This is a genomic window from Shewanella sp. NFH-SH190041 (genome assembly GCF_024363255.1).
Lineage (GTDB): Bacteria > Pseudomonadota > Gammaproteobacteria > Enterobacterales > Shewanellaceae > Shewanella.
This window is the reverse complement of sequence record NZ_AP026070.1, coordinates 1365930-1388762: the sequence shown is the minus strand read 5'-3', so window position 1 is coordinate 1388762 and position 22833 is coordinate 1365930. Positions and strand designations below refer to the sequence as shown.

Below are 22833 nucleotides of genomic sequence, written 5' to 3'. Positions count from 1 at the left end.
TGCCCTCCCCTAAGATGCACCGCGGCTTAACTGCCGGGTTAACGCGGGATAATCCACCTTCATACTGGCGGTACGAGGCAATGCGGTCAGTTGATGTAAACGAACCGCACCTGGAGGCAAAGATAACCAACGGCAAAGGCTTTTTTGCACCTGGGCCAACACGGCCGGAGCCTCCAATGCAACCTCCAGTAACTCGTCATTGGCAAGGCATGCACTAGTGTGCCCCTCCCGGTGTAAAAAGGCTTCCACATCCACCAAATTAATGCGCCGACCGTAAAGTTTGATAAAACGGCTTATTCGCCCACAAAGGTAATAACGCCCTTGGCCATCCCGCCGCGCTAAATCCCCAGTAAGTAACTCTGAACAATCATTACCACGAGCCAGCATCGCTCTGTCGTTGGCATAGCCCATCATCACATTAGGGCCTCGGTAAACAAGCTCCCCCCGGCTAAGATCATCGGCCACATCATCAACCCCATGGTCAGCTGCACCGAGAGCACGCAAAATAAACACCCCACCCGCCAGCGCGCGGCCAATGGCATCGGGGTAATCCACCGCTTCATGCTCCGCCAGCCAAGCCATACGCGGCGCAGCCTCTGTCTGACCGTACATCACAAAAAAGCGCTGCTGCAGTTGCAGTGCTTCAGTGGCAAAATGACGCACTAATTCAGGAACCAATCTGCCACCAGCCTGCGTCAGCACCCGCAGTGCGGGATAATCGGCCCGCTCAAACCCGGCGCGTAGCATCATTTGAAATGAAAATGGTACCCCGGCCAAATGGGAGACATTATGTTGTCGCATACATTGCCAGAACGCTGGCTGCAGCATAGTTGCCCGGCAATGCACCATCGCCCCACCAACAATTAGCTGACTGTGTAATACCGACAAGCCATAGGCATAGAAAAAAGGCAGTGAAGTAATGGCGCGATCCGCAGCGGTTAAGGTCAGATAAGCGGCAATGGCCTCAGCATTACTGGTTATATTCGCAGCCGATAACCGCACCCACTTATGACTGCCAGTACTGCCTGAGGTGGGCAATAATAGGGTCAACTGCGGGTGTAGTGGCGCATGGGTCTGAGCGTGTTCGTCACAAGCTTGCTTAGCAACATTTTGTTGCGTTGAACCGGCTACAATAGCAGCACTAGCTAAGGACTGGTTATGGATCGCATCTTGTTCAGCCCCCGCCTTATCCGGTAACTCTCCCTCGCAGCCATAACGGCCATATTGTAATTGGCCGGTATCATCCACCCAGGCATCCACGGCAAAGCGGGTGCAATTTTGCTGATGTTGAGATACAGACCATGCCGGGTCGGCTAACATCAGCACTTGGCCTGTCCCCAGCGCCGCCAAATACTGCAGCACATGAGCCCGACTATTGGCAAAGGGGAAATAGATCAGTTGTCGCGGCTTAGTATAATGCTGCTGCAATGCCGTGATTTCAGCCGCAGCCGTGGCGTAGCTGAGCCAGCCAGATTGCTTATCCCACCAAAAAGGCGCCCGATTATCCGGGCAAAATGCGGCCAGTAACCTGTTATTGATAAACGCCTGCGTCACAACATGCCTCCATCAATATCAATAACCTGCCCCGTGATATAACCAGCCAGATCGGATACCAAAAACGCCACCAGTGCAGCCACATCGTCTGGCTGACCAATGCGCCCCAAAGCAATCCCATCCAGGGTTTGTTGATACACTTCACTGGAAAGCGCCTCTAACATGGGCGTTGCTATCATGCCCGGCGCTACCGCATTAACGCGGATATTATCGCCGGCTAGCTCCTTAGCCAGCGACTTGGTAAAACCGCACACTGCCGCTTTGCTACCCGCATACACACTCTGCCCCGCAGCCCCTTTGGCGGCCAGCACTGAGGTCATATTGATAATGCAGCCACCGCCTCGGCGTTGCATTAATCTGGCGGCATACTGACAACAATGCAGCACAGCAAAACTGTTACAGGCAAATGTTTGCTCTAACTCATCATCCCGCACCATGCCCAGCAATGATGGCAACATAACGCCGGCATTATTAATCAGTACATCAAGCCCGCCTTGGGAAAAAATCTGACTGAACCCCACCTGCACCGCATTGGCATCCGTAACATCAAACGCCACGATTTTGGGACTGAGACTAAACTCTGCAGCCAGCTCATCGGCCACCCCCAATAGGGCTTGCTCATCCCGGCCGTTGAGCCATAGCCCGGCCCCCAGCGAGGCCAGCGTACGGGCGATAGCCCGACCAATGCCGCCTGTCGCCCCGGTGAGCAGGATCTGTTTACCGTCCAGCGACGGATTAAACAACACTAGAGTTGCGCGCCGTTGCGACGCAGAATTGTCCGCGCCTGAGCCACTGAGCTCATATCAATAATGTCATTGGCACTGAGCAGTACCCCGAAGTGATCTTCCAACATGGCCACCAACCCCATATGGGCCACACTGTCCCACTGGGCAATGGTGTTATAGCCCAAATCATCATGGATCTGCTGCTCATCCAGCCCGAGGGCAACAGCAAAAATCTGCTCCAGTGTTTTCATCGATAAAATCTCCTCAATCTGTCCCTTGCCACCCGGTAATTTTCATCACTGAGCTCCAAGCGGATGAAACCGTCACTGCGGCCAACCTGCCGATACCCCAGATACTGATCCAGCCCCAATGCAGCATGATTATCCTGCCGCACTTGAGTGCAAACCGACTGTACTCCCTGCAGCTCAAAGGCATAATCTAACTGACACAAGGCCGCAGATAACGCCAGCATAGGATGGCGCACCGCAGAAGGCGCCACATACAATCCGGTATCCACCCGGCTTTGACCTGTCAATACCGCTGGCTCTGGGGATTTCAAATTGACATACCCAGCACGCTGGCGCTGCGCCCGCAGTACCCAATGGCGCTGACCGCCTTGCTCGCGGCAATGTTCAAACCAACACCTTTGTTGATGGGCACCAATATGCCCGGTATCCACCATTTGCAACCGGATATCATCACTGTTGCGCCAGCGACGCAGTTGGGGTAAATCCCGCGCCATGACTGGCAACAACACCACGCCATACCCCCCAACGCCATCACCTGCAGTGCCAAAACTGCGTACCCGGATGCCACCAACCTCGCAGCTTTGTCCGGGCAGTAAATTCTCTGCGGCCTGACCGCTTATTGGCCCGCGAATCAAATCAACTCCCATTGCAGCGGCGTGCCCGCACAGACATCACGCTGCACCGGCCGTCCCAGCAACTGCGGCAAATATTTCACCGGCAACCCCAGTCCTGGTCGCACTGCGCGCACATTGTCAGCACTGAGCAACTGTCCCTGCTGTAAATCAGCACTGATATACAAAGAGCGGCGGAATTTACGCGATGCTTGTTCCCGCTCACTGCAGCCATAACGAATGCCCCCCAACGCCAGTCGTGCCCGTTCTGTTTCTGTGACCAAAGTGGCAAACTCATCCGGTTGCAGCGAAAACTCACTGTCGATGCCACCAGCTGCGCGATCCAGTACAAAATGTTTTTCCACCACACACGCACCATGGGCCACGGCGGCAACCGCAACCCCAATTCCTAAGGTGTGATCGGATAACCCTACCGGACAGTTAAACAGGGATTGAAGATGGGGTAAGGTCAACAAATTGGCATCAACCGGGTCTGCCGGATAATGGCTGGTGCATTTTAGTAGCAGCAACTGCTCACACCCATGGCGTCGCAATACCGCCACACTGTCCGCCAGCTCAGCCACTGTCGCCATGCCAGTTGACAGCAACACAGGCTTCCCGGTACTGGCGACCGCCGCCAACAGGGCATGATCGGTATTTTCAAATGAAGCAATTTTGTAGCAAGGCACCTCAAGGGACTCCAGTAGCGCTACGGCGCTAGCATCAAAAGGGGTACTGAAGGCCAGTAAACCTAAACTGCGGGCATAATCAAATAAGGGCTGATGCCACTCCCAGGGCGTCATGGCTTCAGCATACAGTTGATACAAGCTTTTTCCCTGCCACAGGTTATCTGCATCCCGGATAAGAAATTCATCCCGGTTGATATCCAATGTCATGGTGTCTGGGGTGTAAGTCTGCAACTTAATCGCCTGTACCCCGGCATCAGCCGCGGCTTTGATCATGGCTTTTGCCGTCGCCAAACTTTGATGATGATTACCGGACAACTCAGCGATCACCAGTACCGGATGTTCTGGCCCGACGTGGTGGCCAGCAATGGAAAATGGCTGCATTTATCCCCCCAGTAAACTCATCATGGCGCCAGCGACCCGGTCTCGTCCGGGTCTGGCTGGCATCATCGCCTTGGCTCGCTCGGCCATGGCTTCACGACTAGCCCGGTCAGCCAGCAATGCCCCCATGGCATCGGCCAGGGCGGCTTCTGAAACAGACTCCACGCCCCCCAGACTGACGCACATACCCTGCCTGGCCAGTAATTCTGTGGTCTGTTTCTGGTTATCCGCCACCACAGTGACCAGTGCAGGCAGCGCCATACTGAGCCGCTCCCAATGGCTGGTGCCACCCGCACCGACAGCCATCACCGCCCGGGACATTAACTGCGCCATATTGCGGCAGTTGTGATGCCAGACAATGCGCGGGTCCGGAGCAAACACCTGCTTGGCATTGCCGATATCCAGTCCGGCCGCGCCACCGACAACCACATTCAAGGTCAAATCGGGAGGATTAAGCCGCTGAAAGGCCCGCGCGGCAAGGCATGACAACGCCAGAGTATCGCCGCCACCAAAGCTGACTAAAATACTGTCGCGGGGCAGCGTCTGGCACTGATCAAATTCCGGGCGCAGCAAAAGATATTCCGGCCCAAGCAGTAATTGGGTTGAAGTGGGAACCCGGTTGAGGTAACGCTGACGAAATCCCGGCAGCAGATTTTGATCCAGCAACAGATCACAGTCATGATCCCGATCGGCTAAATCATCAATCACCATCAGATACCGGCTACAGCGGCGCATGGCACGACAGTACTCTCGCCCAAGCCGATAATTATCCACCACCAGTAAATCCATTTTTGCCTGGCTGAAATTGGTCCAAGCCTGGCAGGATGCAGCGGCATCTAGCGCTTCATCATCAATGCCCTGTGCTAACCAGATCACCCGGTAACCGGCGGCGGCAATAGTGTCACCAGCATGCCCCGGCAGTGCCCGGCATAAAAAGGTAATATGTCGCGCCGGAATACCCCGCTGCTGCATGGCACCAGCTAATGTCAGGCAGCGCATTACATGGCCATGCCCGGTATGCATGCCGGCATCAACCCTGAAAACCAGATTCACATCACCCCCTGTTGTCTGAGTATCTGAGCGCGGATCTCAGCCTCTTGCCAATCCGCTTCAGTATCAATATCGACCACGTGACGCCTGGGCAGCAGGTAGAGCCTGGATGCCGGGCCAAAAACAGCAGCATCATCAGCCAAAAATGCCCGGCTGCGGCCCCAATAAAATTGTCCTGCATCATGATAAACCTGTGGCAAATCCTGCGAGCGGCAACCAATAAACTCAGCCTCTCTTGGCTGGACGCCTCCTTGTTCATCTGTGATCAATCCCCGCTGTACGGCAAAATCGTATTCCGTCGCAGCAAAGATAAAATCGACCTCTGGCGCAGCCTGCAGCTGTAAACCAGCCAGCCGTAAATCGGCAATTTGCAACAAGGGTGCCGTGGCATATAGACAGCAGCTTAATGATGGTAACGGCCCGGTTTGGGCCAAGACACTCAAGGCATGGCGCATTACCGCAGTTGTACCTGTCATGCCATCAGCCAATGCCGCCGGACGCATAAACGGCACCTCTGCCCCCCAATCACGAGCGATGGCAGCGATCTCGTCACTGTCGGTACTGACAATCACTCGCTCAAACAAGCCGCACTTCCAAGCCGCATCAATGCTGTAAGCCAGCAGCGGCCGTCCCAGAAAAGCGCGGATATTTTTATTGGCAATGCGTTGGCTGCCCCCGCGGGCAGGAATAATGGCAAGCGTCATATCAGTGCCGCCTCCAATGCTTCACAAACCCAGTTTTGTTGACTGGTTGTCATATCAGGAAACAAGGGTAAGGTCAGAATACGACGATAAAAATCTTCACTGTTGGGGCAATGGCCCGGCATAAACCCCAGTTGCTGATAGTAAGGTTGCAAATAGACAGGATAATAATGTACATGAACCTGAATATCCTGCCCCCTCAGTCGGTCAAACAGTGCACGGCGCAACGTGGGATCATCAAGCCGTAACATCTGCAGATGGCGGGCACTGACACTGCCTGCCAAAGGGTCAACCCACTGCAGTGGTAACTGGGACAAACGCTGATGGTAAACCTCAGCCAGCGCGTTGCGTTGCTGGACAAATTCCGTCAACCGTTCTAACTGACTCAGCCCTAAAGCGCCTTGTAATTCAGTCATGCGGTAGTTAAACCCCAGTGCCTGCTGCTCGTAATACCAATCCCCTTCATCTGGACGGTTCATCTCATCAGAAAGCTTTGTGATACCGTGGCTGCGCAGCTGTGACATGGTTTTTGCCAGCGCGGCATTATTGGTGGTCGCCATGCCGCCTTCCGCGGCCGTGATAATTTTCACAGGATGAAAACTGAACACGGTAATATCGCTGTAATAACAACTGCCAATCGCCTGCTGCTTATAGTGCCCGCCAATGCCATGACTAGCATCTTCAATCAGGGAGATACCGTACCGTCGGGTCAAGTGAGCCAGCGCCTGCATATCACAGCTATGACCGCACAAATGCACCGCAATAATCACCTTGGGCAAGGTGCCGGTTTTTGCCGCCTCCACCAGCTTATCTGCTAATGCTAAGGGACACAGATTGCCACTGGCCGGATCCACATCGACAAAATCCACCTGTGCACCGCAATACAGGCCACAGTTAGCTGACGCCACAAAGGTGATAGGAGAAGTCCAAACCCAGTCCCCCGGACCAACACCCAGGGCTAAACAGGCCAGATGCAACGCGCTGGTGGCACTATTGCAAGCCACTGCATATTCAGCGCCACAGGCCGCGGCGACACTGGTTTCAAATTGCGGCACCACAGGTCCTTGCGTCAACCAGGGTGAGTTCAGCACTCGGGTGACCGCATCAATATCACCTTGGCTGATACTCTGGCGGCCATAAGGGATCATAATCCGGACTCCTGCTGGCGCATTTCATGGTCACTGAGAAACTCAGGGTTAGTGCCGGAGTGATATTCAAAGCCTTCAGCGACTGGCCGGCCTTGTTCACCCAACGCATTGGTATAAAAATCCGTTTCCCGCCCAAAAAAGCGGATACTGGGGGTAATAACAAAATGATCATCAAACTCAATGGTGTGGTGAGCATCATCTGCCGGGCACATGATCTCATGCATTTTTTCCCCGGGGCGGATCCCGATAACCTCATGGCGAAGAGAAGGAGCATAAGCCTTGGCAAGCTCGATAATTTTGACCGAGGGGATCTTAGGGATAAAAATCTCACCGCCTTGCATCCTGGCAAAATTTTTCAGCACAAAGTCCACCCCCTGTTGCAAGGTGATCCAAAAACGGGTCATCTCAGGATGGGTAATCGGCAGGCTTTCCGCCCCATTGGCAATCAAGGACTGGAAAAACGGCACCACACTGCCCCGGCTGCCGACAACATTGCCATAGCGCACAGCGGCAAAGCGGGTCTGCCCAGGTCCCACCATATTATTGGCGGCAACAAACAACTTATCGGATGCCAGTTTGGTGGCACCATACAGATTAATCGGATTAGCCGCTTTATCCGTGGACAGCGCAATCACCTTTTGCACCTTATTGGCAATGGCTGCGCGGATCACATTTTCCGCCCCATTAATATTGGTTTTAATGCATTCCATCGGATTATATTCCGCGGCTGGCACCTGTTTGATGGCCGCCGCATGGATGACATAATCTACTCCGGAAAATGCCTGCAATAACCGCTCACCATCCCGGACATCACCGATAAAATACCGCATACAGGGCGCATTGAATTTCTGCTGCATTTCAAATTGCTTTAATTCATCACGGGAGAAAATAATGACCCGTTTAGGATGATATTTCTGCAGCAAAACCTGAGTATATTTATGCCCAAATGATCCTGTTCCGCCGGTAATTAAAATCGATTTATCATCAAACATATTGCGCCACCCATTTATCAGTTGACTGTCAAAAATGTTTCGGTCAACAAATCGAAGCATAGTGCGTGCCAAGCCATAGAGCCGGTTTTGATAGCGCGGAAAAGCGATATTAATTCTTTTGCATGACATCCCCCACAGGCAAAAAATCATTGCCTATAATGCTATGAATAGATGGAATTAATTTATCTAACGTTATTTATCTAGCATGGTTGAGGATAAGTTCAGGGATGATAAAACTGCGCAGTAATATATGACGGTGTTCTGATTGGGATGCATCAACCAGATAGTAATTTACCCGCAAACTTAAGCAGAAACTAAGGCAGAAATAATCCTATGCTGGCCAAGCCCGTTATTTCTGCGACTGACAGCAGTCACATTGATATCATTTACAGCGTCATCATAAAGGAGTTTGAATATGTCACAGGATCAGCCAACTGCCCTGCAATTTGCCATTAGCTCCTTTAATGAAACTTATTTCCCGACTATTAATCGAGAACAATTTACCCAAAAAAAATCCACTGAATATTACGATACTGAATATAAAAAACTAACCGACACAGATCAGTTACATATTATTGTAGGAATGGATTCTGGACTGCTGGCCAATTATGTGATGAGTCATCCACTCCCGGCTGGCAGTCATTATTTGTTTGTCGAATTGGATGAGGTATTAGATGCATTAAATATTGATATTGAGCCAGCATATGCCAGTGCTATGGATATCATTTCCTTTAATCAACTGGCTCAGATACTCACTCAACCCCAATATGAGCTGTTTTTTCTCAAAAACCGTTATCAGCTCTATCTGTCTCTTGGGGCTAAACACGCCTATACCCAGAATTACCGCCTACTGAAACAACAAGTACAACTGGAAGTTGAACAAGCAGCATTCAATCTACAGGCCAATATTAACGGGGATAGTTTTATTCAGCAGCAATTGTTTAATGCTTGCGATAACATTTATCCGGCCGAATTACTCCGTCATCTGACCTTAGGTGCCGATTGTCTAGTCATTGGTGGGGGACCATCTTTAGATAAACATATTGATTGGGTGAAACAACATCAGGATGAGTTGATCATTATCAGTGTTTCCCGCGCCGCAGAACAATTACACCATGCTGGCATACACATTGATTTTGTGGTCACAGTCGATCCGCAACAAGTAAGTTTTGCGACGAGTAAAGCAATTCTTAACCTCCCCCTAGAAACCATCCTAATCAATGCCGACCATGCTCACCCGGCTTTGCTCGGTCAATGGCAAGGCAGCCATTTCTATACCGGTCAGCAGCTACCTTGGCGCACGGAAAATAATATGGGAATTACTGGACCTACCGTCAGTAATAGTGCCGTTCAGCTAGCAGCGACACTCGGAGCAGGAAGGATATTGCTACTTGGGGTTGATATGTGTTGGTCCCCCACCGGAGTATCCCATGCCAGTGGCAGTTTAGAGGGGCGACTTGGTCCCTTTATCAGTAAAATTGGCATTTGGGTCCCGACCAATAATGCACAACAGGCAGAAACAACCGTACAGTTATCTGCTGCCATTACCTCACTAGAACAACAAATCAAAGCATTACCCGATACGGATGTGATAAGTCTGTCATTACATGGCGCCAAAATAAAAGGGGTTGCTTTTATAGAGCCTACCGCACTAAAACTTGCATCACTGCCAGATAAATATGAATTACTGGGCAAACTAAGACAACGATATCCTGCGGCAATCTCCGGTAAGCACCATGGCCGCCATTTACACCAGCTCGCTCAACACTGCCGAGATTGCCAAAAAGCATTACAAACAATCTTTACTCAAGCACAAATCGCATTGGATTTATCCGATGATGCTGTGGGTCATGCAGACGCATTAGCACGCTTACAACAGCAGCTAGATCAACAATTTCCAGCTCAATTAAAATTGATAAAATTTTATGGTTATCACCAATTCAGCAAATTCCTTTCCACCCGAGAGAGTGATACTTGGCAACAAAATCAGGTATGTAACATGTCCCGCCAGTATTACCAGGCCATGTCAGAATCATGCCATAGTCTTATTAATCTGTTGGATGAAACCTTACGGCAAATAACATCTCGCCAGGAAGAAAACCGCCCATATCCCAATCTGTCCCTACTGGCAAAACAATGGCAACGTCACCAGCAATCCGGGCGAATTGATATTCTGTTGCAGCGTCACCCAACGTTAGCCACAAGTCTCACCTTTGGTGAAGCCCAGATTATCAGCCGTTTATTACAGGCCTATCGCCAAACAATGCAAGTACCGGTCATGACCCGCAATAACCGGCCATTAAAACAGTGGGATTTACTGGCCGCAGAAGAAAAGCTCGAATATCTGCACCTGATTGGCCATACCCAAGGACTGGCACAGATGGTGGCGGCATTCGCTGCCCTGCCACCATCAGATAAAGCAAAACAACTGGGGTTTAGAGCTAAGAGCTACCTTTATCAGCTCGAAGGCAAGGATTTTGAATCCCATCAGGCAATCCACAGTATGCCCCAGCACCTGCAACAAGAGGCCGATATTCGCCAGCAGGTATTGATTAGTCTCAAAACGGCACAAGTTGATACAGCAACCACTGCACTGGAAGCACTGTTGCCCTACAGTGACGAATATGCCCCCCAGCTGGCCAAGCTCTATACCTTGCAACAACGTTTGGATGATGCGATCAATTGCTGGCAGCAATACTTGCAAAAAGTGCCCTGTGATAGCCAAGGGTGGACCAAACTGGCCGATATTTTGTTACAGCAAGGCCATTATCAACAGGCGAAAGAAATGTACCAACAGGCCGTGGAGGTTAACCCGGACAATCTGCTGGCCGCCAGACAACTGACCCAATTAGAGCAAGCCTTAGCCCGCTCATCATAAATCGGCCACGCATCTTGAGATGGAGTAATACAGATTCCGTCAGTATAATGCGGGCAACTTTTTGCCCCTGTCAGGAGAGCTTGGCTTGAGCCATACCTATATCCCCCTTGAACAATACAAACGCAAGTGGATTTTCAACCATAAAGATCTGCCGGTAACAGATGATGACAAACAGGCCATCAAACCGTTAACGGAAAAAAGTGCCATGCAGATCTGGACCCGGTTGATCAGTGATAAAAGCACTACACCGGACAGATTCACCAAGGGTGATTGGGCCGCCAATCCCAAAGCATGGAGCAAGCGCGAATGTTGGCAAGGCGCTTGGGACAGCGAAGATAATACGCTACCGCCTGAGATGGGTGAATTTATCCAGTGGCCAGCCGAAACCGTGGTCTATTTCTGCTACGAAAAATATCAGGTCATTGAAACCCGCTGGGATGTGTTCGTCCGTAACTGGAAATGCTTCCTGTTTTTCGATGACGGTCCACTACTGATCAGTGCTGATAGCAAACAGGCTGTGATGTTTGAACAATGTGGCCAATTCAATATGGGTGCACGCCGCTGAGCCTGACATACCAACAAAAACGATAATTCAACGAGGTTTTATGAAGTCCCTCCGCTCTCTTACGCTGATCTCAGCGCTGCTGTTTTCTGCCCAGAGTCTGGCCACTGAAGTTGCAGGCATTACTCTGCCCGGCTCTATTGCCATGGATCATCAACAGCTAACCCTGAACGGTGCTGGCGTGCGCAGTAAGTTTTTTATGGATTTGTATGTTGGTAGTTTATATCTGCCGCAGCAGGCCCATGATCTACAACAAGTGCTGGCGCAACCATCAGCACTGGTGCGTTTAAATATCACCTCAGGCCTGATCACCGCAGAGAAAATGCGTGATACCATTACTGAGGGATTTGAATTAGCCACCGACGATAATATTCAAGCAATCGCCGGTCAGATAAGTCAATTTATGGGACTGTTTAATGCCCCAATCAATAAAGGCGATCAGTTCACCTTTATGACCACTAAAGACAGTGTCAGCTGCTACAAAAACAATCAATTGCTGAGCACTATCCAAGGCGAAGCATTTCGCGCAGCACTGTTGAAAATCTGGCTGGGTCATGCCCCTGCGCAAGATAGCTTAAAAGACGCTATGCTGGGCGAATAGTTGGATGACTTAAAGCCCAGCCCATATTCCGCTTAAGCGATAACAACAACGGCCGCAGCAGGTATGCCCACTGCGGCCGTTTTGTATTGATATGCCCATAAGGGCGTAACTCTGCTGCAGATTAAAAACTGAATTTCACCGCGACAGCCATCGCCGCATGACCGTCAATATCAACACTCGTATCAGGTAGATTCAAACTGGAGCCAAAATAGTACCCACCATAAAAATTCACCGCGATATTCTGCTGCACTTGCCAGCTGGCGCGAGCAAAACCGACCCACTCTTCAATTTCTGCCTCTTGCTGTGGGCCCATCGCAGTTAAAAAGTGCTGTACCCGACGGGAGCTGCCAATCCCAAACTGCCAAGCAGGCGTCAAACGATACCTAAGCTCTAAACCGGCCGGGCCACTGAACCCGGCACGAAACGGGTTGGCTAACGCCAAGCGGTCACTGAGCTGCCACTTTATGGCTAAATAGGGAATGGTTCTCACTTGCCCGATATCATTAAGATAAGCCGCCCCGAGCCCCAAAACATTGCCTGAGTCAAATTGGTACATGGCCGCAGCCGATAAACCATATCCCTGACTATCATGACCCGAAGCCCCCTGAGCCCACGCATATTGCAACTTAGGCGTGACCATCAGCATCCAATGGGGGGTTAGCCGATAAAACACCCCTAAACTGGCGCGATAGCGCTGGATATTATCCCAGCCCCCGCCGTAGGCCATCGGCTCTCCCAACTGATAATCCAATCTGGCCGCCTCCAGAGACAAGCGTCCACCAGCACCACCGGGCAAAGGAAACGCAATACCCGCATTAACACTCCAACTTTGCCGGTTCAAACTATTATCCCCGGGCAATGACGCCTTGGCAGTATTAATGTGGGATACCTCCAGCGAAAAGGGCTTGATATGCGCAGGTTTTGCCGCCTGTGCCGGCATCAGCGCAGAGATAATCATCAACGCCCCGCCAAAAGTCACTGTGGAAAAGAGCCTGTATGCTTGTTGCATTGTGCCTCCAGCTTGTGGGGACTTATTACCCCAGTCAGTAATAGAAACAATATGATACAACCTAATCAGCCACTGTGTTGCTGACTTTGTGCCCGGTTAAAAATAGCCGCACAGTCTCTGCTACATAGCCATCGCGTTTTCGCTGTAACCCCTTGTCATCCAGACCAAGCTCAAGGCGAAGACGCAACTCACCAAACAGCATCAAGCACAGGCGCACGGCACTGTCATGGCAACAGGGGAAACGATAATGCCCTAGGGTCTGTTGACCTTTAGTAGTTAAATTTTATTCGAGATAAAAGCGTTTTAATCACGGCGAATGGTTTGCCGCCTAGTTATGCTAAGCCAGAACCGCTCAACAAAGCGTAAAACGCTTTTAGCCGAACCCGTCGGGCAACGTTTGAGGATGCTTTCTACTGCGTTATCGGCTTATCAGGTAGTGCATTTCAAAGCCTCTGCCTTGTATAAAGCCCCCTCAAATCGCTGCAAAAAAAAACTTGAAAGGTCAACAGACCCAAGCAAGACCATGTTCGGCAAAAAGAGCCATGGCGGCATTGAAAATAAGCTCCCTTCTCCGTCGGTGGTGACAAGGTGGCCACAGGGCGCGGGGATGTCATTTCAGCTGCGTCCAACTGGGCATCTAAGGTCGAATGAGCAGCGCTATCGATTCTGGCTGCAGGGGAATCATCCACTGACATAAGGCATCCATCTACAGAAAGTGGCTATAAATTAGACTAGACAGTCTAGCCCAGTCAACATAAACTGCTTACATTTATTTAACGGATTTTTAACTGTTTTTTTGTTCAAAACACCCGTAGACACACACCTTCAGGACTGATACCCATGTTGCCAGCCCCCAGCCATCGATTGCTGCCAGCCCTCCTGTTACCCCTGCTGCTTGCTTGCCAGCCAGACAGTCAGTCTCAGCCAACGCCACCCCGCCCCCAAACCGTCAGTGTTGCATCCTTGGCTGAACAGGATCATTACCAGCAACTGCGCCATTTTTCCGGCAGTGTCCGAGCGGGTAATACCACAGCGGTCAGCTTTGAGTTGGGGGGAAAATTAAATCAGCTGCCCGCAGACAGTGGCGACAGTGTTAGCGAAGGACAAGTACTGGCACGCCTTGATACCGCGCTGCTGCAAGCGGAACTTGCCCAGATAACAGCCGCCCTGGCCCAGAATCAAGTGGATTTAGATCTGGCCATGCGTACCCTCAGCCGCAGCCAGACATTGGGAGAAAAAAGTTACCTGTCTGATCAGCAATTAGATGAGCTTCAGGGACGCCGGCTCAGTTTGTTGGCCGATAAACAACGGCTACAAGCTTCCCGCCGAACCACTGAACTGAAACTGGAAAAATCTGTTCTGACCGCGCCATTTGCAGGCACCTTAGCCCAGAGGCACCACAGTTTAGGGGAAGTTATCAATGCTGGTAGCGCCATCTTCACCTTGGTACAAGACAACAACCCCCAAGCCCATATCGGCGTGCCGGCCGATGTGGCCCGCACACTAACGCCTGGGCAAACGCTGCCACTGACAGTGGGGCAGCAGCAACTCAATGCCACCTTAGCCGGGATCAGCAGTGCAATCGATCCGCTTACCCGCACCGTTAATTTACGCCTTCGCCTGCCCACTGATGCGGGCATTTTCAATGGTGAAATCGCTCGTTTCGCCTTTCGCCAGAAGGTTGCACAATCCGGCTTCTGGGTTCCTGTCTCTGCACTAACCGACGGCATTCGCGGCCGCTGGAATCTGTTGTTACTCCGCCCCGATGAACAGGGCTATACCCTAGAGCGGCGCGATGTCGATATTCTCTATACCGATGAACAACGTGCCTTTATCAGTGGCAACCTCAATAACCATCAACGCTATGTTCGCCACGGACTGCATAAACTGGTCGCCGGACAAACAGTTCTGCCCGCAACCGAAGCCATTGCAGGTCATACCCCGGGAGCCACGCAATGACGGCCGTGCGTGCACTGGTTGAAAATGGCCGTTTAGCCAGCCTGCTGATCGCACTGTTACTGGTTGCCGGCCTTGGTGCGATCCATAGCCTGCCTCGGATGGAAGACCCCCATATTACTAACCGCTTTGCTTCGGTTGTTAGCCACTATCCCGGCGCATCAGCCCAACGGGTAGAGGTACTGGTGACCGAAGTGCTGGAGCAGCAACTCAGACGGATGGAAGAAGTTAAAGTGCTGCAGTCCACCTCCCGGCCAGGAATTTCAGTTATCCAACTAGAGCTCAAAGACGAAGTACTCGAGCCGGATCCCGTTTGGTCCCGAGCGCGGGACTTTATCAGTGACAGTCAATCACTGCTGCCACAGGCGGCGCGAAATAGCAGCCTCAATGATCAGTCTGGCTATGCGAATACTGCCATCCTCGCATTGGAATGGCAGGCTGACTCACCGATCCCCACTGAAGTGCTTCACCGCTATGCCAAAGAGTTGCAAAGCCAGCTGCGCCAATTGCCGGGAACCGATTTTGCCGCCCTGTTTGGCGCACCAACAGAAGAAATTCTGGTGGAACTCAATACGGATGCCATCAGTCAACTGCAATTGTCTCCAGCAGACATTGCTGCGATTCTTAGCCGAGCTGACAGTAAAATTTCCGCCGGAGAACTGAATAATGCCACTTTTCGAGCCATTGTTGAGGTGTCTGGCGAGCTAGACTCCCTCGACCGCATCCGCGCTGTCCCCTTAAAAGTCAGCCCACATGGTCAACTTATCCGCCTCGGGGACATTGCCGATGTCCGCCGCCAGATCAAAACCCCAGGTTATACCAAGGCGATAGTCAACGGCCGAGATGCTGTGATGCTTGGCGTGCGTATGCTCAATACCGTCAGGGTGGATCACTGGCTGGCGCAGGTACGCAATAAAGTCGATGCCTTCCAACGCACCTTGCCCTCAGAAGTCAGGGTTAACTGGCTCTTTGAGCAGGAAAGTTACACCTCAACCAGATTGTCCGAGCTTATCAGCAGCCTACTACTTGGCTTTGTGCTGATCCTACTGGTACTGATGCTGACGCTGGGGCTGAGAAACGCCCTAATTGTTGCCCTGTCCCTACCACTCACCGCGCTATTTACGTTGGCCTGTATGAAATTTACTGGGCTGCCCATTCATCAAATGTCCGTCACCGGATTGGTGGTCGCCTTAGGCATCATGGTAGATAATGCCATTGTTATTGTTGATGCCATTGCCCAGCGCCGTAAAGAAGGGCTCGATGCCATCAGTGCTGTACGCCGCACCTTGCAACATTTATGGCTTCCCCTGGCTGGCTCCACCCTCACAACCATGCTGGCCTTTGCCCCTATCGTCTTGATGCCCGGCTCAGCAGGCGAGTTCGTCGGCGGCATCGCCATCTCAGTGATTTTTGCCCTGCTGGGCTCTTACCTTATCTCCCATACCTTAATCGCTGGGCTCGCGGGGCGATTTTCCACCGCCGCAACCGATAACCACTGGTATCACAGTGGCATCACCCTGCCAGCATTAAGCCTCGCTTTTCGCCGCTCCCTGTCCTTTGCCCTGCAAAGACCTGTCACCGCAGCCTTAGGGCTGGGACTGTTCCCTCTGCTCGGCTTTATCGCTGCAGGCCAATTAACGGAGCAATTTTTTCCTCCGTCAGATCGGGATATGTTTCAAATTGAAGTCTACCTGCCACCTCAGTCCAGCCTGGCGCATACCACTAGGCTGGTTCAGCGCCTGCAACAGCAGTTGGCAGACACAGATGGTATTGTCAGCAATGACTGGGTCATTGGCGGTAATGCGCCATCGTTTTACTACAACATTATCCAAAGGCAACAAGGTGCCAGCCATTATGCGCAAGGGATGGTGAAAACCCGCGATTTTGTCACTGCCAATAAGCTTATTCCTGCACTACAACAGCAATTGGATCAGGATTTCCCGGCAGCGCAGATTCTAGTACGCAAACTGGAACAAGGTCCCCCATTTAATGCGCCGGTGGAAATTCGCCTGTTTGGGCCAGATTTAACTGAGCTTAAGCGGCTAGGCGAAGCGGTGCGGGGGATACTGCACGCCAATGCCGATGTCAGACATACCCGGGCAACCTTAACCGCTGGTGCCCCCAAACTCTGGTATCAGATAAATGAAGATGCCGGTTTAATCAGCGGACTGAGCCTGTCGGATATTGCCGCCCAGCTACAAGCGGCCACCACAGGCATTACCGGTGGCAGCGTGATTGAGCAGACAGAAAATCTGCCGGTCAGAGTCCGGCTGGATCAAGCGCTGCAGCGAAGTGAAGCTGGGCTAAGTGATTTGATGCTCACCACAAGCAGCGGAGAATTGCTGCCACTATCGGCACTGGCCAGCAGCCAAGTCAGTATCAGCCAAGGCGCCATCCCCCGCCGTGATGGCCAGCGAGTCAATACCATTGAAGCCTATCTCAATACCGGGGTACTGCCAGCGGCAGTACTAGCCAGTGTTTCCTCACAACTGGCGGCCCTGCCGCTACCTGATGGATACCAGCTCGAGTTGGGAGGCGAAAGCGCTAAACGCAATGAAGCCGTGGGCAATTTGCTTTCTAATCTGGTACTGGTGATCACTGCGTTACTGGCCACTTTAGTCCTCTCTTTCAACTCCTTTCGTCTGACAGCTATTATTCTGCTCAGTGCGCTACAAAGTGCCGGATTAGGACTCCTGGTGGTTTACCTATTCGGTTATCCGTTTGGCTTTACAGTGATTATTGGTTTGTTGGGGCTGATGGGACTGGCGATCAATGCCGCCATTGTGATCTTGGCGGAGCTGCAACAGCATCCTGCTCCCCGCCACAGCAGTATTAATGAGATTATGACAGCGGTCAGCAGTTGCGGCCGCCATATCGGCTCCACCACCATCACCACTGTTGGCGGCTTTTTGCCTCTTATTATCGCCGGTGGTGGTTTCTGGCCACCCTTTGCTATCGCCATCGCTGGCGGTACGGCGTTAACAACTTTTATCTCCCTGATTTGGGTGCCAGTGATGTTCAAACTCTGGTGTACCCGGCCGCCTGAAGAACGCAACAGCGCCAGACAAACAACAGCCTATCAGTCCAGTGCCGCGTCCCTATCTATCAAATAACACAGGCATAAAAAAAGCACGCAGAAACTGCGTGCTTTTTAGCTTCCCTCAACGAAAATTATTTAGCGTCAGCGCTGTTATTTTCAGCCGCATCAATTCTCAGGGCATTAACAATGCCCAGATTGCAGGCTAACAAAATACCCACAGCCCAAAGTAAATACCACATAGTGTCAATCCTTTATCAATCAGTACAGTGAAGTCTGATTATCATTGATGAAGTTGCGGTTAATCCGGCCGTACATCTTGTAGTAAGTCCAGCAAGTGTAAGCCAGTACAACAGGTACTAGAACCACGGCAACCACTGTCATCACTTCTAGCGTGAACTTACTGGCTGTTGCATCCCACATGGTCAGACTGTCATTAGGTGCAATGGATGATGGCATCACAAATGGGAACATCATCACACCGGCATTCACAATCACACCGGCTACCGCCAGAGAGCTAAACAGGAAAGCAAAACCTGAGCGACGCAGACGACTACAGATAAATACCAAAAGCGGCATAATCAGTCCCAGCACAGGGAAAATCATCGTGGCTGGATAATCCCGGAAGTTATGCATCCAAGCACCGGCATGTACCGCAACAGTTTTGTGGGTTGGATCAGACAGCGCATTGTGATCCATCACAGAAGTCACCATGTAGCCATCGATACCTTTAAACAGCCAAATACCGGCAATAATGAACAGTGCAAACAGCAGCAGAGACGTCAGCTGAGCTGTCTTCATCGCCTTGGCACGCATTTCATCTTCGGTTTTCATCTGCAACCAAGCCGCACCCTGCATCATAAACATCACCACACACATGATGCCGGACAACAAACCAAATGGGTTCAGCAAGCCAAACAGGTTACCGTGATAGCTGACGCGCAACATGGCGTCAAAATCAAATGGCACACCTTGCAGTAAGTTACCGAAAGCAACACCGATAATCAGCGGAGGAATAAAGCCGCCACAGAACAGTGCCCAGTCCCAAGCCTTACGCCAAGTTGGATTATCAATTTTTGAACGGTAATCAAACCCTACTGGCCGTAAATACAACGCCAACAGCACGATGATCATCGCCAGATAAAAACCGGAAAAAGACACCGCGTATACAGTCGGCCAAGCCGCAAACAGCGCACCACCAGCAGTGATAAGCCAAACTTGGTTACCGTCCCAGTGGGGGGCAATCGAGTTAATCATCACCCGGCGATCCGTATCATCTTTGCCCAGAAATGGCAGTAGTGAACCTACCCCCATATCAAAGCCATCTGTCACGGCAAAACCTACAAACAGGACGCCTATCAGCACCCACCAGATAAATCTTAGTACTTCATAATCAATCATTTCAGTACGCCTCAGGCAGACAGTTTTTCAAAGTGGTAACGACCGGTTTTCAGGCTGCTAGGGCCAATCCGGGCGAACTTGATCATCAGGAACAGCTCAACCACTAAGAACACTGTGTAGAAGGCAGTAATGGCAGCGATACTGGTCCACAACTCGCCGACGCTAAGGCCGGAAGCGGATACCACAGTCGGCAGCACATCAGTGATGGTCCAAGGCTGACGGCCATATTCGGCCACAAACCAACCGGCTTCAATCGCCAACCAAGGTAGTGGCAGAGAGAAAATCAGTGCTTTGAGCAGCCAAGGATTACGCTGCAGTTTAGGCATCAAGCTGGCAGCCATTGCGGCAGCCAGAATCACCAGCAGCGCCATACCGGCACCCACCATCACACGGAAACTCCAGTACATTGGCGCAACATTTGGGATAGAAGCACGAGCGGCTGCTTTAATCTGCGCATCAGTCGCATCAACCACTTTATCGGTATACGCCTTCAGCAACAGACCAAAACCAAGATCCTGCTTAACCGCATCAAACTGAGCTTTCAGTTCAGGGGTCGCATTACCCGCACGCAGTTTTTCCAGCAGACCATAGGCCACCATACCGCGGCGAATACGCTGCTCGTTCTGGGCAATCAGCTGTTTAATACCTTCCACCTGAGTATCCAAGCTACGAGTTGCAATTAAACCCATCACATATGGCACTTTAACCGCCATATTGGTGGTCATGGTTTGATCATCAGGGAAGCCAAATACTGTCATGGCAGCAGGAGCAGGTTCAGTATTCCATTCCGCTTCCATCGCAGCCAATTTAGCCGGCTGAACTTTACCCACTTCAAAGCCGGACTCATCACCCAGCACAATGGTAGCGATAATCGCGGCAATACCAAATGCAGCCGCAATGGCAAATGAGCGACGGGCAAATTCGACATCGCGCTTTTTCAGCAGGTAGAAGGAACTGATCGCTAAGACAAATACCGCACCGGTCACATAGCCGGATGCAACGGTATGCACAAACTTCACTTGGGCAACTGGGTTCAGCACCACATCAGCAAAGCTGGCCATTTCCATGCGCATGGTTTCAAAATTGAACACTGCGCCCACTGGGTTTTGCATCCAACCATTAGCGACTAAGATCCACAAGGCAGATAAGTTAGTACCAACAGCAACCAACCAAGTTACAGCAAGGTGCTGACGTTTGGACATCTTGTCCCAACCGAAGAAAAACATCCCCACCATGGTAGATTCCAGGAAGAAGGCCATCAGCGCTTCAATCGCCAGTGGCGCCCCGAAAATATCGCCCACATATTGGGAGTAATAGGACCAGTTGGTCCCGAACTGAAATTCCATGGCCAGACCTGTGGTCACGCCAAGGGCAAAGTTAATACCAAACAGCTTGCCCCAGAACTTGGTCATATCTTTATAAATCTGCTTGCCGGTCATCACATAAACGGATTCCATAATGGCCAGCAAAAAAACCAGTCCCAATGTCAGGGGAACAAACAAGAAGTGGTACATGGCGGTCAACGCAAACTGCAGACGCGACAGCTCAACAACCTGATCTAGGATCATTTTCAACTCCATTCAAAGTGCCTTTATTCCCCGTCATCCGGGACTTGCAACCGGGGAAACGGGGAACAACGTATAACGGCGGGCCAGGTGCCGCCGATGGGATTCCAGGACTGTCAGATATGGAAAATACAGACTATTGAAAAAATGAGCCTTCTTGTGTTACGCACATACATAGCGCACGCGCGCGTAACACAAATAAACTCCCGTTTTCTTATCGTGCAGCATTTCAGTACCGGCTTTTGGGGGAGTCAGCTACCGGCAGTACATCAGCAAATCATTGAAAATCACCAGATACAAATTGTCACACTGATCACAAAAATGAAGTGTGACAAAGATCACTTTAAATAAGTGCAAGCGCTTGAATTTGGTTAAATCACGTTAATCAAAAAACAAATTTTAACCAATAAAAAACCCCGCATTTCGCGGGGTTTGACTATCAAATATAAAGCTATTCTACATCTTGATGTTTTCTATCCATATTTTCAGTATTTTCTAACCATAAGGCATTGATAATACCGAAAGAACATGCCAACAAAACACCTAAGATCCAAGCGAAATACCACATAATTCAGGGCTCCTTATCTCAGTAGAGTGACGTTTTATTGTCTTCAATGTACTGACGGTTCAATCGGCCATACATTTTGATATAAGTCCAGATGGTGTAGCTGAGCACAATTGGTACAAATATGATGGCGGCCCAGGTCATTACTGTGAGACTGGTCTTACTTGCTGTGGCATCCCACATGGTCAAGCTCACATTCGGATCCAGTGAGGATGGCATCACAAAGGGGAACATTGCTGCGCCACAGGTCAAAATAACACCAGCTATCGCCAACGAGCTAAATGCAAAGGCAAACCCTGAGCGCTGTAAGCGGCTAGCAAGGATAACCAACAGCGGCATTAACAAGCCCAACAGGGGAAACAGCATAGTGAGCGGGTACTTGTCATAATTATCCAGCCAAGCACCTGTGATCAGTTCCACCGTTTTACCCACTGGGTTAGAAGGTGCGGAGGTATCGATAAACGAAGTGATCACATAACCATCGATACCTTTGGCCAACCAGATGCCTGCGATGGCGAACAATACAACCAGGGCCAACGCAGTAAACTGCGCCGCTTTCGCCGCACGAGCACGCAACTCACCTTCAGTTTTCATCTGCAACCAACAGGCGCCCTGCATCATAAACATGGATACCGACACTAATCCGGCCAACAGACCGTAAGGGTTCAGCAATCCAAACAAGTTGCCCTGATAGTATGCCCGCAGGTATTCATCAAAATGGAATGGCACCCCTTGTAGCAGATTACCAAAAGCAACCCCGATAATCAGTGGTGGAACAAAACTGCCGATAAACAGCGCCTTGTCCCAAGTACTACGCCATTTGGGGTCTTCAATTTTAGAGCGGTAATCAAACCCAACCGGCCGCAGAAACAGGGCAAACAGCACCAGCATCATTGCAACATAGAAGCCGGAAAAAGAGACGGCATACACCATAGGCCAAGCAGCAAACAGCGCGCCACCAGCTGTGATCAACCAGACCTGATTACCATCCCAGTGCGGAGCGACGGTATTGATCATCACCCGACGCTCGGTATCGTCTCGACCAAGGATTGGCAGCAAGGCCCCAACCCCCATATCAAAACCATCGGTGACTGCGAAGCCGATAAACAGCACGCCGACTAACGCCCACCAGATAAATCTCAGCATTTCATAGTCAAACATGG

At 51.0% G+C, this 22833-nt stretch carries 21 protein-coding genes; 5 read left to right on the top strand and 16 right to left on the bottom strand.

Annotated features, from left to right (window positions below):
* Nucleotides 1–9: 9 nt before the first annotated feature.
* From NFHSH190041_RS06110 to pseB, 9 genes are read right to left on the bottom strand one after another with little or no spacing between them, the layout of a single operon-like run.
* Nucleotides 10–1554: an AMP-binding protein gene (locus NFHSH190041_RS06110; RefSeq protein ID WP_261924384.1), complete on the bottom strand. Its 1545-nt coding sequence runs from the start codon at nt 1552–1554 to the stop codon at nt 10–12.
* Nucleotides 1551–2300, bottom strand: a complete 750-nt coding sequence (locus NFHSH190041_RS06105) for an SDR family NAD(P)-dependent oxidoreductase (protein ID WP_261924383.1) — start codon at nt 2298–2300, stop codon at nt 1551–1553. Before NFHSH190041_RS06105 ends, NFHSH190041_RS06110 begins: the two co-directional genes overlap by 4 nt.
* Nucleotides 2300–2530 (bottom strand): acyl carrier protein, encoded by a 231-nt coding sequence (locus NFHSH190041_RS06100; RefSeq protein WP_261924382.1) that lies wholly within the window; start codon nt 2528–2530, stop codon nt 2300–2302. The genes NFHSH190041_RS06105 and NFHSH190041_RS06100 overlap by 1 nt, the downstream gene beginning before the upstream one ends.
* A complete protein-coding gene (locus NFHSH190041_RS06095) occupies nt 2527–3174 on the bottom strand; it encodes a GNAT family N-acetyltransferase (RefSeq protein ID WP_261924381.1) in 648 nt (215 codons plus the stop codon). Before NFHSH190041_RS06095 ends, NFHSH190041_RS06100 begins: the two co-directional genes overlap by 4 nt.
* The gene (gene pseI, locus NFHSH190041_RS06090) at nt 3159–4208 is read right to left on the bottom strand and encodes a pseudaminic acid synthase (protein WP_261924380.1); all 1050 of its coding nucleotides are present in this window, start codon (nt 4206–4208) and stop codon (nt 3159–3161) included. Before pseI ends, NFHSH190041_RS06095 begins: the two co-directional genes overlap by 16 nt.
* The gene (pseG, locus tag NFHSH190041_RS06085) at nt 4209–5258 is read right to left on the bottom strand and encodes a UDP-2,4-diacetamido-2,4,6-trideoxy-beta-L-altropyranose hydrolase (RefSeq protein ID WP_261924379.1); all 1050 of its coding nucleotides are present in this window, start codon (nt 5256–5258) and stop codon (nt 4209–4211) included. It lies immediately after the preceding gene.
* Nucleotides 5255–5959, bottom strand: coding sequence for a pseudaminic acid cytidylyltransferase (gene pseF / locus NFHSH190041_RS06080; RefSeq protein ID WP_261924378.1), 705 nt, complete (start codon nt 5957–5959; stop codon nt 5255–5257). The genes pseG and pseF overlap by 4 nt, the downstream gene beginning before the upstream one ends.
* Entirely contained in the window at nt 5956–7104 is a 1149-nt protein-coding gene (gene pseC, locus NFHSH190041_RS06075) for a UDP-4-amino-4,6-dideoxy-N-acetyl-beta-L-altrosamine transaminase (RefSeq protein WP_261924377.1), read from the bottom strand. Before pseC ends, pseF begins: the two co-directional genes overlap by 4 nt.
* Nucleotides 7101–8096 (bottom strand): UDP-N-acetylglucosamine 4,6-dehydratase (inverting), encoded by a 996-nt coding sequence (pseB, locus tag NFHSH190041_RS06070; protein ID WP_261924376.1) that lies wholly within the window; start codon nt 8094–8096, stop codon nt 7101–7103. The genes pseC and pseB overlap by 4 nt, the downstream gene beginning before the upstream one ends.
* Nucleotides 8097–8511: 415 nt before the next feature.
* Between pseB and NFHSH190041_RS06065 the strand changes: the two genes are divergently transcribed.
* From NFHSH190041_RS06065 to NFHSH190041_RS06055, 3 genes are all read left to right on the top strand, one after another.
* Nucleotides 8512–10974: a 6-hydroxymethylpterin diphosphokinase MptE-like protein gene (locus NFHSH190041_RS06065; RefSeq protein WP_261924375.1), complete on the top strand. Its 2463-nt coding sequence runs from the start codon at nt 8512–8514 to the stop codon at nt 10972–10974.
* 85 nt (nt 10975–11059) lie between these two features.
* Complete coding sequence (locus NFHSH190041_RS06060) at nt 11060–11539, top strand: DUF2947 domain-containing protein (protein ID WP_261924374.1); 480 nt, start codon at nt 11060–11062, stop codon at nt 11537–11539.
* Between the two features lie 40 nt (nt 11540–11579).
* Complete coding sequence (locus NFHSH190041_RS06055) at nt 11580–12137, top strand: chalcone isomerase family protein (protein WP_261924373.1); 558 nt, start codon at nt 11580–11582, stop codon at nt 12135–12137.
* 121 nt (nt 12138–12258) lie between these two features.
* On the opposite strand, the gene NFHSH190041_RS06050 is transcribed toward NFHSH190041_RS06055, so the two are convergent.
* Both NFHSH190041_RS06050 and NFHSH190041_RS06045 read right to left on the bottom strand, forming a co-directional pair.
* Entirely contained in the window at nt 12259–13146 is an 888-nt protein-coding gene (locus tag NFHSH190041_RS06050) for an autotransporter outer membrane beta-barrel domain-containing protein (RefSeq protein WP_261924372.1), read from the bottom strand.
* 61 nt (nt 13147–13207) lie between these two features.
* Entirely contained in the window at nt 13208–13363 is a 156-nt protein-coding gene (locus tag NFHSH190041_RS06045; RefSeq protein ID WP_261924371.1) for a hypothetical protein, read from the bottom strand.
* A gap of 623 nt (nt 13364–13986) precedes the next feature.
* On the opposite strand from NFHSH190041_RS06045, the gene NFHSH190041_RS06035 reads away from it, so the two are divergent.
* Entirely contained in the window at nt 13987–15105 is a 1119-nt protein-coding gene (locus NFHSH190041_RS06035; RefSeq protein ID WP_261924370.1) for an efflux RND transporter periplasmic adaptor subunit, read from the top strand.
* Nucleotides 15102–18215, top strand: a complete 3114-nt coding sequence (locus NFHSH190041_RS06030; RefSeq protein WP_261924369.1) for an efflux RND transporter permease subunit — start codon at nt 15102–15104, stop codon at nt 18213–18215. Before NFHSH190041_RS06035 ends, NFHSH190041_RS06030 begins: the two co-directional genes overlap by 4 nt.
* A gap of 58 nt (nt 18216–18273) precedes the next feature.
* Here the strand turns inward: NFHSH190041_RS06030 and cydX (NFHSH190041_RS06025) are convergent, their stop codons facing one another.
* From cydX (NFHSH190041_RS06025) to cydB (NFHSH190041_RS06005), 5 genes are all read right to left on the bottom strand, one after another.
* Nucleotides 18274–18381, bottom strand: coding sequence for a cytochrome bd-I oxidase subunit CydX (cydX, locus tag NFHSH190041_RS06025; protein WP_261924368.1), 108 nt, complete (start codon nt 18379–18381; stop codon nt 18274–18276).
* A 19-nt stretch (nt 18382–18400) separates the two neighbouring features.
* Nucleotides 18401–19540 (bottom strand): cytochrome d ubiquinol oxidase subunit II, encoded by a 1140-nt coding sequence (gene cydB, locus NFHSH190041_RS06020; protein WP_261924367.1) that lies wholly within the window; start codon nt 19538–19540, stop codon nt 18401–18403.
* Between the two features lie 11 nt (nt 19541–19551).
* Nucleotides 19552–21108 carry a cytochrome ubiquinol oxidase subunit I gene (locus tag NFHSH190041_RS06015; RefSeq protein WP_261924366.1) on the bottom strand — a complete coding sequence of 519 codons (1557 nt, stop codon included), beginning with the start codon at nt 21106–21108 and terminating at the stop codon, nt 19552–19554.
* A gap of 448 nt (nt 21109–21556) precedes the next feature.
* A complete protein-coding gene (gene cydX / locus NFHSH190041_RS06010; protein ID WP_261924365.1) occupies nt 21557–21673 on the bottom strand; it encodes a cytochrome bd-I oxidase subunit CydX in 117 nt (38 codons plus the stop codon).
* Nucleotides 21674–21691: 18 nt separating this feature from the next.
* Nucleotides 21692–22831 carry a cytochrome d ubiquinol oxidase subunit II gene (gene cydB / locus NFHSH190041_RS06005; RefSeq protein ID WP_261924364.1) on the bottom strand — a complete coding sequence of 380 codons (1140 nt, stop codon included), beginning with the start codon at nt 22829–22831 and terminating at the stop codon, nt 21692–21694.
* Between the last annotated feature and the right edge of the window lie 2 nt (nt 22832–22833).

Excerpts from the sequence above, each read along its gene's own strand:
- NFHSH190041_RS06100 (WP_261924382.1), bottom strand. The coding sequence starts at position 2,530 with ATGAAAACACTGGAGCAGATTTTTGCTGTTGCCCTCGGGCTGGATGAG.
- NFHSH190041_RS06095 (WP_261924381.1), bottom strand. The coding sequence starts at position 3,174 with ATGGGAGTTGATTTGATTCGCGGGCCAATAAGCGGTCAGGCCGCAGAG.
- pseI (WP_261924380.1), bottom strand. The coding sequence starts at position 4,208 with ATGCAGCCATTTTCCATTGCTGGCCACCACGTCGGGCCAGAACATCCG.
- pseF (WP_261924378.1), bottom strand. The coding sequence starts at position 5,959 with ATGACGCTTGCCATTATTCCTGCCCGCGGGGGCAGCCAACGCATTGCC.
- pseC (WP_261924377.1), bottom strand. The coding sequence starts at position 7,104 with ATGATCCCTTATGGCCGCCAGAGTATCAGCCAAGGTGATATTGATGCG.
- pseB (WP_261924376.1), bottom strand. The coding sequence starts at position 8,096 with ATGTTTGATGATAAATCGATTTTAATTACCGGCGGAACAGGATCATTT.
- NFHSH190041_RS06065 (WP_261924375.1), top strand. The coding sequence starts at position 8,512 with ATGTCACAGGATCAGCCAACTGCCCTGCAATTTGCCATTAGCTCCTTT.
- NFHSH190041_RS06055 (WP_261924373.1), top strand. The coding sequence starts at position 11,580 with ATGAAGTCCCTCCGCTCTCTTACGCTGATCTCAGCGCTGCTGTTTTCT.
- NFHSH190041_RS06050 (WP_261924372.1), bottom strand. The coding sequence starts at position 13,146 with ATGCAACAAGCATACAGGCTCTTTTCCACAGTGACTTTTGGCGGGGCG.
- NFHSH190041_RS06035 (WP_261924370.1), top strand. The coding sequence starts at position 13,987 with ATGTTGCCAGCCCCCAGCCATCGATTGCTGCCAGCCCTCCTGTTACCC.
- NFHSH190041_RS06030 (WP_261924369.1), top strand. The coding sequence starts at position 15,102 with ATGACGGCCGTGCGTGCACTGGTTGAAAATGGCCGTTTAGCCAGCCTG.
- cydX (WP_261924368.1), bottom strand. The coding sequence starts at position 18,381 with ATGTGGTATTTACTTTGGGCTGTGGGTATTTTGTTAGCCTGCAATCTG.
- cydB (WP_261924367.1), bottom strand. The coding sequence starts at position 19,540 with ATGATTGATTATGAAGTACTAAGATTTATCTGGTGGGTGCTGATAGGC.
- NFHSH190041_RS06015 (WP_261924366.1), bottom strand. The coding sequence starts at position 21,108 with ATGATCCTAGATCAGGTTGTTGAGCTGTCGCGTCTGCAGTTTGCGTTG.
- cydX (WP_261924365.1), bottom strand. The coding sequence starts at position 21,673 with ATGTGGTATTTCGCTTGGATCTTAGGTGTTTTGTTGGCATGTTCTTTC.
- cydB (WP_261924364.1), bottom strand. The coding sequence starts at position 22,831 with ATGTTTGACTATGAAATGCTGAGATTTATCTGGTGGGCGTTAGTCGGC.